Origin of the sequence: Sodalis sp. C49, assembly GCF_046352915.1 — a bacterium.
In the GTDB taxonomy this organism is placed as follows: Bacteria; Pseudomonadota; Gammaproteobacteria; order Enterobacterales; family Enterobacteriaceae; genus Acerihabitans.
Window position 1 is genome coordinate 1,859,243 of sequence record NZ_CP163303.1, and the last position, 13,183, is coordinate 1,872,425.

16 protein-coding genes and 2 tRNA genes are annotated in these 13,183 nt (G+C 47.1%); 10 read left to right on the forward strand and 8 right to left on the reverse strand.

What is annotated here, in order from left to right; genetic code table 11:
• Positions 1–449 precede the first annotated feature (449 nt).
• Both ABUK12_RS08395 and ABUK12_RS08400 read left to right on the forward strand, forming a co-directional pair.
• Positions 450–674 (forward strand): DUF2594 family protein, encoded by a 225-nt coding sequence (locus tag ABUK12_RS08395; RefSeq protein WP_410015852.1) that lies wholly within the window; start codon positions 450–452, stop codon positions 672–674.
• Positions 675–801: 127 nt separating this feature from the next.
• Positions 802–1,146, forward strand: a complete 345-nt coding sequence (locus ABUK12_RS08400) for a GlpM family protein (RefSeq protein ID WP_410015853.1) — start codon at positions 802–804, stop codon at positions 1,144–1,146.
• Between the two features lie 340 nt (positions 1,147–1,486).
• Here the strand turns inward: ABUK12_RS08400 and ABUK12_RS08405 are convergent, their stop codons facing one another.
• On the reverse strand, positions 1,487–2,518 hold the full coding sequence (locus tag ABUK12_RS08405; RefSeq protein WP_410015854.1) for a helix-turn-helix domain-containing protein: 1,032 nt from the start codon (positions 2,516–2,518) through the stop codon (positions 1,487–1,489).
• 447 nt (positions 2,519–2,965) lie between these two features.
• Here ABUK12_RS08405 and ABUK12_RS08410 point away from each other — a divergent pair, with 447 nt between their 5' ends.
• Together ABUK12_RS08410 and ABUK12_RS08415 are read left to right on the forward strand one after the other, a co-directional pair.
• The gene (locus ABUK12_RS08410) at positions 2,966–3,148 is read left to right on the forward strand and encodes a hypothetical protein (RefSeq protein WP_410015855.1); all 183 of its coding nucleotides are present in this window, start codon (positions 2,966–2,968) and stop codon (positions 3,146–3,148) included.
• Positions 3,149–3,752: 604 nt separating this feature from the next.
• Positions 3,753–3,923: a KGG domain-containing protein gene (locus ABUK12_RS08415; RefSeq protein ID WP_410015856.1), complete on the forward strand. Its 171-nt coding sequence runs from the start codon at positions 3,753–3,755 to the stop codon at positions 3,921–3,923.
• A 617-nt stretch (positions 3,924–4,540) separates the two neighbouring features.
• On the opposite strand, the gene ABUK12_RS08420 is transcribed toward ABUK12_RS08415, so the two are convergent.
• Together ABUK12_RS08420 and ABUK12_RS08425 are read right to left on the reverse strand one after the other, a co-directional pair.
• A tRNA-Lys gene (locus ABUK12_RS08420) sits at positions 4,541–4,616 on the reverse strand.
• 167 nt (positions 4,617–4,783) lie between these two features.
• Positions 4,784–5,503: a helix-turn-helix transcriptional regulator gene (locus tag ABUK12_RS08425; protein ID WP_410015857.1), complete on the reverse strand. Its 720-nt coding sequence runs from the start codon at positions 5,501–5,503 to the stop codon at positions 4,784–4,786.
• 672 nt (positions 5,504–6,175) lie between these two features.
• Between ABUK12_RS08425 and ABUK12_RS08430 the strand changes: the two genes are divergently transcribed.
• Positions 6,176–6,433, forward strand: coding sequence for a DUF1883 domain-containing protein (locus tag ABUK12_RS08430; RefSeq protein WP_410016585.1), 258 nt, complete (start codon positions 6,176–6,178; stop codon positions 6,431–6,433).
• 155 nt (positions 6,434–6,588) lie between these two features.
• Here ABUK12_RS08430 and ABUK12_RS08435 read toward each other — a convergent pair whose 3' ends face one another.
• Entirely contained in the window at positions 6,589–6,762 is a 174-nt protein-coding gene (locus ABUK12_RS08435) for a general stress protein (RefSeq protein WP_410015858.1), read from the reverse strand.
• Positions 6,763–7,264: 502 nt separating this feature from the next.
• On the opposite strand from ABUK12_RS08435, the gene wrbA reads away from it, so the two are divergent.
• The 3 genes from wrbA (at position 7,265) to ABUK12_RS08450 (ending at position 9,141) form a co-directional block, all read left to right on the forward strand.
• The gene (wrbA, locus tag ABUK12_RS08440) at positions 7,265–7,864 is read left to right on the forward strand and encodes an NAD(P)H:quinone oxidoreductase (RefSeq protein ID WP_410015859.1); all 600 of its coding nucleotides are present in this window, start codon (positions 7,265–7,267) and stop codon (positions 7,862–7,864) included.
• A gap of 176 nt (positions 7,865–8,040) precedes the next feature.
• A complete protein-coding gene (locus ABUK12_RS08445; RefSeq protein ID WP_410015860.1) occupies positions 8,041–8,250 on the forward strand; it encodes a YccJ family protein in 210 nt (69 codons plus the stop codon).
• A 687-nt stretch (positions 8,251–8,937) separates the two neighbouring features.
• Entirely contained in the window at positions 8,938–9,141 is a 204-nt protein-coding gene (locus ABUK12_RS08450) for an HHA domain-containing protein (protein ID WP_410015861.1), read from the forward strand.
• Positions 9,142–9,366: 225 nt separating this feature from the next.
• On the opposite strand, the gene ABUK12_RS08455 is transcribed toward ABUK12_RS08450, so the two are convergent.
• From ABUK12_RS08455 to ABUK12_RS08470, 4 genes are all read right to left on the reverse strand, one after another.
• Entirely contained in the window at positions 9,367–9,660 is a 294-nt protein-coding gene (locus ABUK12_RS08455) for a hypothetical protein (RefSeq protein WP_410015862.1), read from the reverse strand.
• 313 nt (positions 9,661–9,973) lie between these two features.
• Positions 9,974–10,240, reverse strand: a complete 267-nt coding sequence (locus tag ABUK12_RS08460) for a sigma-S stabilization anti-adapter protein IraP (RefSeq protein WP_410015863.1) — start codon at positions 10,238–10,240, stop codon at positions 9,974–9,976.
• A 224-nt stretch (positions 10,241–10,464) separates the two neighbouring features.
• On the reverse strand, positions 10,465–11,388 hold the full coding sequence (gene nac / locus ABUK12_RS08465) for a nitrogen assimilation transcriptional regulator NAC (protein WP_410015864.1): 924 nt from the start codon (positions 11,386–11,388) through the stop codon (positions 10,465–10,467).
• A 367-nt stretch (positions 11,389–11,755) separates the two neighbouring features.
• Positions 11,756–11,843 (reverse strand) — tRNA-Ser (locus ABUK12_RS08470).
• A gap of 242 nt (positions 11,844–12,085) precedes the next feature.
• On the opposite strand from ABUK12_RS08470, the gene yccA reads away from it, so the two are divergent.
• Entirely contained in the window at positions 12,086–12,745 is a 660-nt protein-coding gene (gene yccA / locus ABUK12_RS08475; protein ID WP_410015865.1) for an FtsH protease modulator YccA, read from the forward strand.
• 111 nt (positions 12,746–12,856) lie between these two features.
• Positions 12,857–13,183, forward strand: coding sequence for a TusE/DsrC/DsvC family sulfur relay protein (locus ABUK12_RS08480; protein ID WP_410015866.1), 327 nt, complete (start codon positions 12,857–12,859; stop codon positions 13,181–13,183).

The following is a 13,183-nucleotide window of genomic DNA, read 5'->3' on the forward strand; positions in this document are numbered from 1 at the left end:
ATCCTTTGATGGCGCTACCCTCGCCCTCCGTATTGGTATTCAGTCCACAGTTTATATCGCTTAAAAGTTGACCGTCGCACAAAATAGTGAAAAGACATTAAAAACAATGAATTAAAAAAAATAATTATAAAATTACATATCAATAAATCATACTTTTTGAAAAGATATTCATTAAAATATTAATTAGTTATTACTTTCGAACTTACATTTTACGCTATCGAGCGCATATTGCCGCTTGCGGATGAATGCCTCGCCGGCCCATGCCGCTTTGCCCGCGGTAAATTATATCCCTGGCGGGAGCAAATTTTTTAACCTCTTCACTGAAGATACTCCGGTGTTTCGTTAAATATCCAAAACAAATCTGTTATAATTGGCACTGAAATGGTGTTGATACGGCCTTGCCACTGCAACCGGATCGACCGAGACCACATTAAATTCCAGGAGACCCAATGGGCAATGTTGAATTTTCCACCGACAATGATAACGCCGTTCTGGCGCAGGAGCTCAATTGCATGAAGGCCATGGTGACATTGATACTCAAAGCCATGGGACAAGCCGACGCGGGCAAAGTCATTATCAAGATGGAAAAATATATCACCGAGCTGGAAGACCCGGCGCAGGCGGATGTCTTCAGCAATACGATAAAACAGATCAAGTACGCCTATAAGCAGTAGTCGTTCAGGCGCATACCCTGGCAGGGTGCCTCTTAACCGATGCCAGGGTAAGCGCCATAGGCCACAGCGGACCTGAAGTAAACCATGCTAAAATGCCAATCCTGACTTCAAGTACGTTAGTGATTCCATGAATTTATTACTGAAAGCCTTGTTGGGCGCCGCAATTGTCGTATTAATCGGGGTGCTGTCAAAAACGCGCAACTATTATCTTGCCGGACTGCTTCCCCTCTTTCCCACCTTTGCGCTTATCGCGCATTATATTGTCGGCGGCGAGCGCGGCATCGATGCGCTGCGCACCACCATCCTGTTCGGCATTTGGGCGGTGATCCCCTACCTGATCTATCTTATCTCCCTGTATTTTCTTATCGGTTCCTGGCGGCTGCCCTATGCCTTATTTGGTGCGGTCTTATGCTGGACGGCCGCCGCCTTGCTGGTGATCATCGTTTGGCAACGCTATTATGCCGCGGGTTGACCGCCTTACCGCTATCAATCTTATTTTCGTATTGATTTCATGGCGAAATCCATACTGGATTTAATTAAAAGCAGGCTATAATCAAAAAAAATGGCAGGAGTAAACGATGAAAAAGGCATTGTTTTTAGCGATGATTGCGCTGGCGGGATCGATTCTTACTGGCTGCGTTGAACCCCGGGCCTCTTCCGATCCGGTGCCACAAGGCAGCCCGCAAAATGTCGGAAATTGTACTTGCAGCAGCCTGGTAACCTGTTCTTGCGGTTCGAGTACCAAACCCTGATATGAATCTGCGATAACGCGAACGCCAGGGCTTGGATGATAGTGAGCCGAACCTTGGCCTTCAAAGTGAGCGTAGCCAGACTACTTGCGATTCGTTCATATTTTCCAGCGCCCACAATTCGTGATGCTCTTTGCGCGCCTGGTTGGGCGTCAGGCCATAAGCGGAGAAAAACAGACGGTTAAACGCGGCCGGTTCAAACTGCCAGTAATAGGCGATTTCGGCCACCTTCCACTGTCGATATTGCGGTTTAAGTAACATTCGCGTTGCGGCGACGATTCTCTTTTTGCGGATATGGGCGACAATGCCGCCAAAAGGTTCAAACAACCGGTAAAGCGAGGAGCGCGACAAACCGAATTTTTGACAGATCAATTCCGCGCCGAGCGCCGGCAAACGGAGATGCTCTTGAATAAAGTCGCAAATCCGCGTGATGATATGTATTTTCGTGTCCATCATGATGGGCTGAATGATTGCGTGAGTAGAGCGTATGGCTGAAATAACAAAGTCGATCACAGGCCTTGCAACCTGGTTTACCTCACTGTCGCTGAAATTAGCACTGTGGCTCATCAAGGCGGCAATATTAGTGGCGATAAGGCGGCTCAGGAAATCTTTTTGGGGAATTATTTTTCCGTGTAGTTGACAGCAATCATCAATTTCCGAGAGCAGCGCGCGCGGGATAGCCACGTAAAGGACATCGACATAATTCGACTTGCGCCCTTCTTTCATCTGCATTTTAATCGGCTGCAATACGTCGAGTAAAATAATATCCCCAGGGGAAAGCTCAATATCAACATACCCCGCTTTGCCTTCAATACCCCCCTCTACCACGACCATCAAAATAAAATGGTCATTTAAATTATCATATTTGTGCGGTAAATTAATGAGACTTTGGCCAGTAGACCGCAGTCGCCCGCAAATAAACACATCAAAATGATGAGCCTCGACACTCCAGGTAAGCTGTTCAGCCTGGCTATGCGAAAAATTGGATTCAAGCAAGGCGGCGTTAACACCCGAGCGCCAACGATCGACTTTAGATGTAATGCCTTCTGTCGCAAGGGATTTATCGAGGATAATACGACTGCTGTGGTTAGTCATCTGAATGCTTATGTCGAGTAAAAGACCCTGCGCCGGAAAACAAACTACGACGCAACCATACTATATGTCTAATATCATAAACAGGCATGACATGATGCGAAATCAACCATAAAATAATAACAAGTATAATTATTATACACTATAATCTTTAGCTTTTTATTTTGCAAGAGATCTTTTTTAGGATGGGCCAGCGTGAACGCCTGACAGTAACGACCGGTATCGCATCACTATTCATAACATAAGCCTGTAATTGCCTGGGGTTTGCTTCCCACCGCCACGAGAACCAGAGAGTCACAGCATAAAACACATCGTCGGCATTGCTAAGAAATCCCGTCAATAACAAAAAAATTGATCTACATCCATAATAACGGCCGCTGAAGGGCGCAGTATTCGTAGGCCAACCCATTTAGAGTGGCAAATGTCGTTATCTATGGTTAAGGAATAAGCATGTCCAAGAAACCTGTTGAAAATTCAAGCAAAAAAAACAATGCGTCCACTGCTGAGCTAAAGAACGGCAAGAACGAAAACCGGTCTGCCGGCAACGAAGCAGGCAACGCGCAACCCGCACAAACCAAGCAGGGTCATGACAGAGAACAAAACAAAAAATCCCACGAAAATAAACATAAATAATTCATTTTTTGTAGGTATGTGTTAAACGTTATACCGGATGCCGCTTATTTCCGCCATCCGGTTTTATGTCCAGCTAGTGGCCCATTGGCCGCAATTTGATATTTTTCCTCGTTGCCAGTTTTCTGATGCTATCCAGCACATTCCTGACCCGGCGCTGCGCCAGCCCTGCGTGCGCTTGACAGTATTTTTCCTAAGTGAAAATGTCATTAAACCTAGTACTTATTATAAATAACAATTTTCCATTTAGATAATTACTTAAAATTATATTAAAGTTAACGCATTGATATTATTGAATTAAAACATAATGCCAAATACTTGCCAATAAAAATAATTCATATTGCTATGTAAATTCAACGGAGTAACGTTATTAGCGGTATTGATCAAAACTTAAATTTTCTACAAGGAATCAATACCATATAAAAATGGTAAGATTATTCGCAAACAAAATGTAAATTTGCGCTTTTCCGCCAGCTCTTCTAACCTTTATTTACTGGTGATAAGGATTACTTATACCACCAACTCATCATCTCGGTTTGGCGCTATTTTTATTGCCATTCTTCAGATGAATCTTATTAATCGTTTTTAATAAATTTAGGTGAGTATTATGGCAGAACATCGTGGTAGTAACGGTAACTTCTCTGATGATAAACAAAAAGCGTCGGAAGCGGGTAAAAAAGGCGGCCAGAAGAGCGGCAGCGGCGGCGGTGGCTTCAAAAACAATCCTGAAAAGGCATCTGAAGCTGGTAAAAAAGGCGGTTCCAGCAGCCATAAATAATGGCCGCTCATCTCTGCCCACCGCGGGTTATGGCAATCTCCTGCCCAAGATTCTTATAACCCGGATTTATTCTCTATTTTAATAAATGTTTAAGGACTTATCCATGCCTGTAAAATTAAAATAGAGCAATCACTGATGCCCTTTCGCTCTGCGAAAGGGCATTAAATTTTGCAACTCCCACGCCTTTAACAGCCTGGCACCCACGAAAACTTTACCTTCAGATCATGTATAGCGCCGGATTCAACGCCTTTGTGATATGGCCATACTCACTTATTCACACCGCATGCTGAAACTCGCCATCAGCTGAAGCAGTCATCAGGTAAACATTGACTTTTTGATTAGTTTTTAATCAGCATGCATTCATTCACACGACGACAACCTGGGAAATCGACAAAAAACTTCTCCCAGAAACCCATAATGGATTTAAAAAAGTTGGCGTGATAGCGATATCGACACTTTTAGGATATTCGCATACATTATGTTATGCCTGCTTAAATAATAAGCCGAACTAATAATGCGCGGTATTTTTATTCGCGGATACAGGATTGCCGTGAGGCGATATTGGGGTTTTGGTGAGTCTAAAATTGTAATACAGATCACAACAGGGAGGGGGTTGTTGGTGGGTCGTGCAGGGTTCGAACCTGCGACCAATTGATTAAGAGTCAACTGCTCTACCAACTGAGCTAACGACCCAACGCCGTGCATTATTCTCTAGTTGAGCCCTCCTGTCAAACGCTTCGTGGTGTTTTATAACAAAAATGCGCAAACACGCGTTTGGCAGCTTATATTTGGTGGAATTATGGCCACACTTAACCACTTGTTAACAAAGGCGATTACATATTAGCCATGTTGATGACAGATCATTTTGCGGTTTTTTTTGCCATGGTACGAAATAGCGACGGACAAATCTGGAAACGCCTGCGGAATAAGGCGGAAAAATGTGCATGGCTGCTAAAACCACACTCCAGAGCAATATCCGCCACGCGCAGCGTGGTGGTGAGAAGCAGCTCACCGCTTTTCTTGAGCCGTTTTTCCATTAACCACTGTTTGATCGGCATCCCGTATTGTTGATAAAAGACAACGTTCAATTTGGGGGGGGAAATGCCCAGCTCCCTGGCATATCTGGCCACGGCCCACTGTTTCAGGTAATTTTGTTCAAAAAAGTCCAGTAACGTATTATTCATATTGACGCCGACAAATTGACGCAACAGGTGCGAAAAATAACATTTGTCAATGCCAAGGCAATAGAGGTACAAAAAGCAGCTCGGTAAACTGTTTGCCATACGCATGAGTTTTTCTGTACTTTCGATAATCAAACTATCAATAGGGAATGACCGATACAAGATTTTATTTGCATACCTAGAATCTGTTAGAGAATTTTCCTCGAAAATAATGTCCTGACGTAAGTGTAATAAGTCTGCCGGGTAACAGCGGATAAAGACTGCATCGTCATTATCTTGTTTACCGGTGATAATTCTCTGGTCCGCCACGACAATATAATTTTTTTTAATAATATGGCATTCCCCTTCAACACGTAACGAACCGTTTTTTTTGAAAAGAATAAAATGCATAACGTCCATTAAATTTTTAAGTCCTCACTATCTCGCAGCGTGCTATTTTTGACGTCTATATCTACCTGACCAGAGTTCAACCTAAGCATAATAAAGCCGTTATTGGTCGGTGAGTTCTGACCTGTTACGCGATGACTGGCCATTACGCTGGCACACACCGGTTAGCTGGCCTGACGCCCCACCGTTTTTTGCTTACGACAAAGAGGGTAATGTGCAAAGCGCAGGTAAACATAAACGACGGGATCTGCCCGCCGGCATAAGATGCAGGCATAGATGTTCCTGCACACAACGCCGGCGCCAGGCAATAAGCGCCGGTCAACATCCCGGGTTGGCGGAAAGGGCCGGCCCGGTGCCGGGCGTTGGCACCAGAGAAAAATTCAGGACATGATGACAGTTACCTTTCAGGGTACATAAGGCCTTATGATGGGCAAAGGACAGGATCGTGCCAGGCCATATGCGACTCCATTGACAGGTTTTGTACGTCACGACGCGCTCTTGTCGCAAGTGCGGGCGCTTTTATTCAACTATTTTTTTTAAACTCAACAAAATTTGATTAAAGTCATTAAATTTATGCCCACTCAATGATTTTATAAGGTCAGTGGTTTGTTGGTTATGTCAGTGATGCGCTTCACGCAAATGCTGCATTATCTAAAATTCATCATTGAGATCGGGAGTTTTTCCATGTCCATTATTCGCACGCGGCTGAAACTATTTGGTGGCGACACGGTTGTTGTCCATTGTTCCCAGAAATGCAATATTCATTTGCTCTGTGAAAATCAGCAGCCTACCGAGCCATCCGCCCTGGGATTCAGCGATATCCCCGGGGTCAGCAACCGGGCGACAGCCTATCTGGGCGTGCCATACAGCGGGTTATGGAGTGTAGTGATTGATGCGAAAAGCGAAAGCCCGGAGCATTCCGTCAGTTATCTGCCGGCATAATACGCGCGACCGGTTCGCCTGTGAAAAACCGTGGGGTCGAACCTGAATTGGCCTGCTTCCCAATAATAACCAGCACCCGCTGCTCGCAAAAAAATTTTGACGCATAAAAAAACCGCCGGGTTTCCCCGGCGGCCGGTGGTCATGTCCATTGCGGTTTAAGACTGGCGTCCGCTATTACTGCTGCGGCCGCCTTTTTCACCGGCTCTGGACGCACGCTGCGGGTCATTTTTGAAATTTCCCCCGCTGTGCTGACCTCCTTTCCTGCCTGCTTCTGATGCTCTTTCACGATCTTCCGCAAAGTTACCTGAACCGCCACGATGTTCGGTCATTGTTAACCTCCGAGTTAAGTTAAGAGAATCATAGGGCATAATGAAGATAATCATCTTGAAGCATTATCTTCATTAAGACGCTGGTTCACAAAATCAAACAGCGTATTACCAACGCCTTGATAAACAGTATAGCTAATCCTGCAGCCGACAGGCAAAATATTAATAATATGAAACAAAACACCGATGAAAAAACTTTATTATTTCAACGGGCTAATGTAATGCATTGAACCTAAATAAATTTTGTCGAAAGGTATTACTATTGCCCCTGGGAATCAGAAATATTTATTATCATTTATCGGCTTTATGAATACCCTGTTCATCGTAAGGCCAGCCACCGCAAAACCAATCCATTATAATTCATTTGCATAGTGTGGCTAAACTATTATGGTTAAAGACAATCAGGCGGATTCACCAGGCAGGATCAGGCGATACCCTATCATCCCAGCGATCAAGGCATCAGCAGGCTGATGCCCTATCTTCTCACCGATAAGGAAGCACTTATATGGCTAAGATTCTGGTACTTTATTATTCTATGTACGGTCACATCGCCACCATGGCCCAGGCGGTTGCCGAAGGTGCGCGCAAGGTAAGCGGCGCCGAGGTCACCGTAAAACGGGTGCCTGAAACCATGCCGCCGGACCTGTTTGCGCAGGCGGGAGGAAAATCCAGCCCAGATGTCCCTGAAGCCAGGCCGCAGGAGCTGGCCGATTATGACGCCATCATTTTTGGCACTCCTACCCGCTTTGGCAATATGAGCGGACAAATGCGTACTTTTCTCGACCAAACCGGCGCTTTATGGGCCGCCGGAGCGCTTTACGGCAAGATAGGCAGCGTATTTACCTCCACCGGCACCGGCGGCGGACAAGAACATACCATTACCTCTACCTGGACGACGCTTGCCCATCACGGCTTTATTCTGGTGCCTATCGGCTACGGCGCTAAACAGCTGTTTGATATCTCGCAGGTGCGGGGAGGGACGCCCTATGGCGCGTCGACGCTTGCGGGAGGAGACGGATCGCGCCAGCCTTCGGCCCCGGAATTGGATATTGCCCGTTACCAGGGCGAATATGTCGCCGGTATTACGTTAAAAATGAAAAGCTGATCCCTGACCCGCCTTGTTGCGCCAGCCGCGAGCGCCGTTCCCCAACACGGCGCCGCTTGTCAGGCCATGCGGGCTGGAAGGCGGTCTGCCCGTAATTGCACTATAGTTCAGGTTGTATCATTAATAGGTATATGCCTCGCACCCACCCACCTTATAAAACGCATTAAGGAGAAACCATGGCGGATAACATACAAGCATGGGCTGAGATTCGGGAAACGTCCCTTGAAATTGCCGAAGCTATCTTCCAGGTCGCTGATAACGATGAGGCCCTGGCGCAGAAAATCTGGGAAGATGGCAGTGATGAAGCGCTGGAAATCGCTTTCGCCAAAACCTCGAAAGACACGCTTTTTTGGGGTGAGGAAAGGGTTGAACGTAAAAACGTTTAGAGGTCTATAACCCTCGCAAACATCTGCCCGGTGACAGGAGCAAACAGACGATGCCACACCGGGCACTGCCATGCCGGCGCGATAGAGTGCAGATGGCCTTGGCATCATTAGCCTTCATAACGAAAACGCTGGCCCGGTGTTAGTCGCCGGTAAACAGAGTAATTAATTTAGTAAAAGGCCATTGAAAGAAAATCAAAAAAAGTGACATTAAATATTAAAACCTTATTTTATTTTTACCTCGAGCCGTGGGCTCGCTGTTATTAAAATAAATTAACCGCGAAAGGTTTTTATAACATTTCAACCCTATCCCCATGCTAACTATAGGGTTTATATCGTTTTTCCGTTGCATCATCTAATGTAACTTATAATAGATGCCCGCTTAAAAACTTAATATTCCTCGCAAAATGGATATTTTTATAGCGATCATTATCCAAGCTGCCAAGAAGCTGTTATGCTAGCCCTCTTTGGGACGGCTATGCCGGTAATGAATGGTTAGTTTCTATATTACATAGATCCAAGATGCATGTTTACCAGACGCTGATGATTAACGCCCGGAAGAAGGTAAACGGGCTGCGTATTTTATTCCGATTCGCCGCGCGGGTATTTTGATGCTGATAATATCCCGGCAATCATAACCAATTCATTTTCTGAGATTATCATCTCTTTTTAACGGATAAATGCAATTTTATGGGTAAAGTTGATTTTTTAATGAGGCTGAGGCGCTGCAATACGGTTGAAACGCTGGAAAAAGTCGTCGAACATATGAAGGATAGACTGCCGGAAGCGGAACTGGTCGAATTCTACGGTGCGGCGGATCACCGCCTTGCGGAGCTGACGATGGGAAAACTGTATGACAAGGTCCCCCCCACCGTATGGCAATACGTGAGATAAGCGTCAGAACACCCGCTTAACAGTGCCGTTTTAATACGTCAGGTGCTATAGGGTTCATTGTAGCGGTGCCAACAACGCCGCCATCCCGATATCAGTGGCGCCCTGAGAGTCACCTCTCGCTGAGCTGCCCACGATCAGACATGACAATTTACGCAACTGGCTTTGCTGCCAAGCACCAGCTGGCCCTGGTGGTTTTGCAAACGGGTAACCTAACCAGCAACGGCATTAACTCACTTTCTGCTGGCGGTCGCTGTCGTAACGCTTGCGCAAAAACTCATAGCCCAGCTCTGTTATACCGCCTGCCACCAGCACCTTGGAAAAGGTTAATCGCTCCGTAAAATCGGCAATGCCAAACTGGCAATGTTCCACCAATCCTTCACTGTCCGCATAACTGATAGCTTTGGCTATCGACTGAAAGGCGTCCATTGCTTCCTGAGTACCGGCTTCGGGGAGAAACAATTTTTTACCCGCGCAGATTTCTTCCAGTGCATTTTCGAGGATTAACCCTAGTGTCTTCATAATTATCAACCTACTAATGAAAAACTACAGCTGAGCGGCCTATTCGCAAGACCCAATAATTATCTCAATCTTAAAAATAGTATATTCGTCAGGGCCAGGAATGCTCGCTCAAAAAAACAATTTATAATATCTCTCTAAAAATAGTACTTTAAATAGTGAAAAATATTTCTTCCCTGAAGAAAACCCTCGTTTTATCGGCTTCTGGCGGCAACACAAGCGGGCTGATGGGCGAGGGCCCCCATAGCGCTATATATAAAAAAATATAACGCCAGACACAAAGTGAATGCCGGTTGGTTCTGAAAACCGTGCGCTGTCAACGACGTTTTGCCACGGCCGTGATGCGCTCGATATTGCTGCCGAGCAGATCAAGATCGGATTTGTAGGCAATATCCGTTCGTTGCCGCATCTCGTCAAGGGCTGTTTCCACCGTGGTGATAACATCCTTTTTTTGAGCCGGCGCCAGGGCTGAAATCAGCGCGGCGACTAATATTTCCAGCGATTCAACCGTGGCGTGCAGTTCTTTTTCCGCCGCTTCTTTTTGGGCAAGCGTGATCAGCAATTGGGACAATAAGCTGTTCATTAGGGTTCCTTTAATGAAATCGGGTGCGAGCGCGCTTTAATAACGTTTAAAGCGGCTCGCATTTTTTAGCATATTAATTGATTAGATTAATTTATATCAAGCAAATATTGATAGTGGACAGCATAGCGTCCAGGACACGCGTGATGTGGATAACAGGTAAAAAAAAACGGCACCCGTTGATACCCGGGTGACCGTTTCATCGTGGCTGCCTAGGTCCACTCAGGCTAGCTGGCCAGCAGCAATGCCTGTTTTTCCTGGGCGGGTTTTGCGGAAGTCGCCAGGGACGTCAGCAGATTCTTGACCACAGTAGCCGAAGGGGAAAGGGGCAAGCGCGACGACATGTTCAAGGTGAGGGGTAAAGGCAAACCAGGGCTGACGATCCGCGACATCCAGGCGTTCGCCGAACGCACTACGGCCGAGGCGGTGGATTCTGGCAGTACCGCCGCGCCCATGCCGCTGGCCACCGCGGCGGTCAATGTGGCGATGGAATCTATTTCACCGATGATTTTCGCACTCAGGCGCCTTAAGGAGAAAGCCTCATCCACGCGTTTGCGGATAGCCGAAAAATCACATGGCAGGAACAATTGCCGGCTGGCGACATCGTGCAGTTCGATACTTTTGCCAGGATTGTCCTGGGTGCCCACCAAATACAGATCTTCCTTTAGCAACGGCAGGCTATTAATGCCTGAATAAATGGCCGGGTCATAATGAACAGCTAAATCCAGATGCCCGCTACTCACCTTTTCATTCAGCACCGTAGAGCTATTTTCATGCAGATAGACCGTTAACTGCGGATATTGGTCTCTGACGGATTGCAACAAAGGCATGATAAGCGGACAAGATGACGTACCCGGCGCCAGGCCGATGGAAACTTGCCCATTCAAGGTTTGGTCAACGTTGCAGACGGCTTTTTGCGCAAGCTCGCATTGTTGTAAAATAGCCCGGGCATGCGAATAAAGAATTTTGCCGGCTTCGGTGGGCGTTACCCCCCGTTTGGTCCTCACCAGCAATTTCTGGTCGAGTTCACTTTCCAGCGTGGCAACTTGTTGACTTAGCGCGGGTTGTGCAATATGCAGGACTTCCGCCGCCTGTGTCAGGCTACCGATATCGACGATTTTCACAAAGTATTTTAGTCGTCTTAAATTCATTTCTGCCTCCGTCGCAGCTTTGCCATAACTAACGAAGAGAATTAATGCAAGAAGCAGACCAAAAAATATCGTTTTACTTAAATTTAACCATTAAGCAAAGTTTACAGTTAAATAAGAATAAGTTATGGCGAACACTGTCTTCTTTTAGCGCGCTTCTCCGGACGGGACGGCAGGGTTGAAGCCCGTTTGCATCGTGCCTGTGCACCATAAAGACGCATGGCATCCCCCTTGATTACCATAACAACGCCTAGCGCCGGACAAGGCCGCATGGTAAGTCCGGAAAATAAGTATTGCGCCGCAGGAGGCCGGACTGACTGGTATTGTATTGGGATAGTGTTTGGGATGGGGCGGGAAATACAGGGAAAGATGGCGGAGGAGTAGAGATTCGAACTCTAGAACGCTTGCGCGTCGCCGGTTTTCAAGACCGGTGCCTTCAACCACTCGGCCACTCCTCCGCAACGAGGCGAACTATAAACAGAGTCGTTTCTGTTGTAAAGCGCGTTTTGATCCAATCGCTTGAAATTTCATCCATAATGATGCGGGAGAGTATTTTATAGTCTGTTGACTCATCGCCGGGCGGTAAGCCGCCGCCGCCCGCGTCCGCAGCGTAAAGAAGGGTAAAACGATTTTGCCGGGCGCCGGCAACCTATTAATCTGACAATCGAATACCTGTCAATACACCCTAAGAGGCTATCCCATGGATCGTTTGGTCGCGACAAACTCGCGTGAGCATTCGCTATTAAGCACACACAAAGTGCTGCGTAATACTTATTTCCTGCTGTCGTTGACGTTGGGCTTTTCGGCATTGACGGCCACCGCCAGCACATTGCTGCAATTACCCGCGCCGGGTCTTATCCTGATGATGGTCGGGTTTTATGGCCTGATGTTCCTGACCTACCGCTTGGCTAACAGCCCGGCGGGAATCGTGGCGGCTTTTGCGTTTACCGGTTTCCTGGGTTATGCGCTGGGTCCCTTGCTGAGCATGCTTCTTAGCTCGGGCGCCGGCGACGTGATCATGGTGGCGCTGGGCGGCACCGCGCTGGTCTTTTTTGCCTGTTCCGCTTATGTCCTGACCACCCGCAAGGATATGTCGTTCCTGTCGGGCATGATGATGGCGGGATTCGTGGTGCTATTGGTGGCGGTAATCGCCAATCTGTTCCTGCAAATTCCGGCGTTGTCCCTGGCGATAAGCGTGCTGTTTATCCTGTTTTCGTCGGGTGCCATTTTATGGGAAACCAGCAATATCATCCACGGCGGCGAAACCAACTATATCCGTGCGACGGTGGGCCTGTATGTCTCGCTGTACAATATTTTCGTCAGCCTGCTGAGCATTCTTGGCGTTATGCGCAATAATTGACCGCTGGCACGGCCCCTTCCCGATACCCCGCTTCGGCGGGGTTTTGTTTTTCAACAGAACAAAATTTGTTATTATGGATGCGCAATCGTTTATTGATAACGGGAAGATGTGATGCAGTTTAATGGCGTGGAAATAGCGACCGATACGCAGGGTTATTTGAAAAACAGCGCGGATTGGCATGAGGCGCTGGCGAGGGAGATTGCCTTGCGGGAACACATCGAGATGACGGAAGCCCATTGGCAGGTGATTCATTTTGTGCGCGACTTCTACTTGCAATATAATACCTCCCCCGCCATCCGGATGCTGGTCAAAGCCATGGGGCAGAAATACGGTGAAGAGAAAGGCAATAGCCGCTACCTGTACCGGTTATTTCCGCAGGGGCCGGCCAAGCAGGCAACCAAAATCGCCGGATTGCCTAAACCGGTCAACTGCATCTGA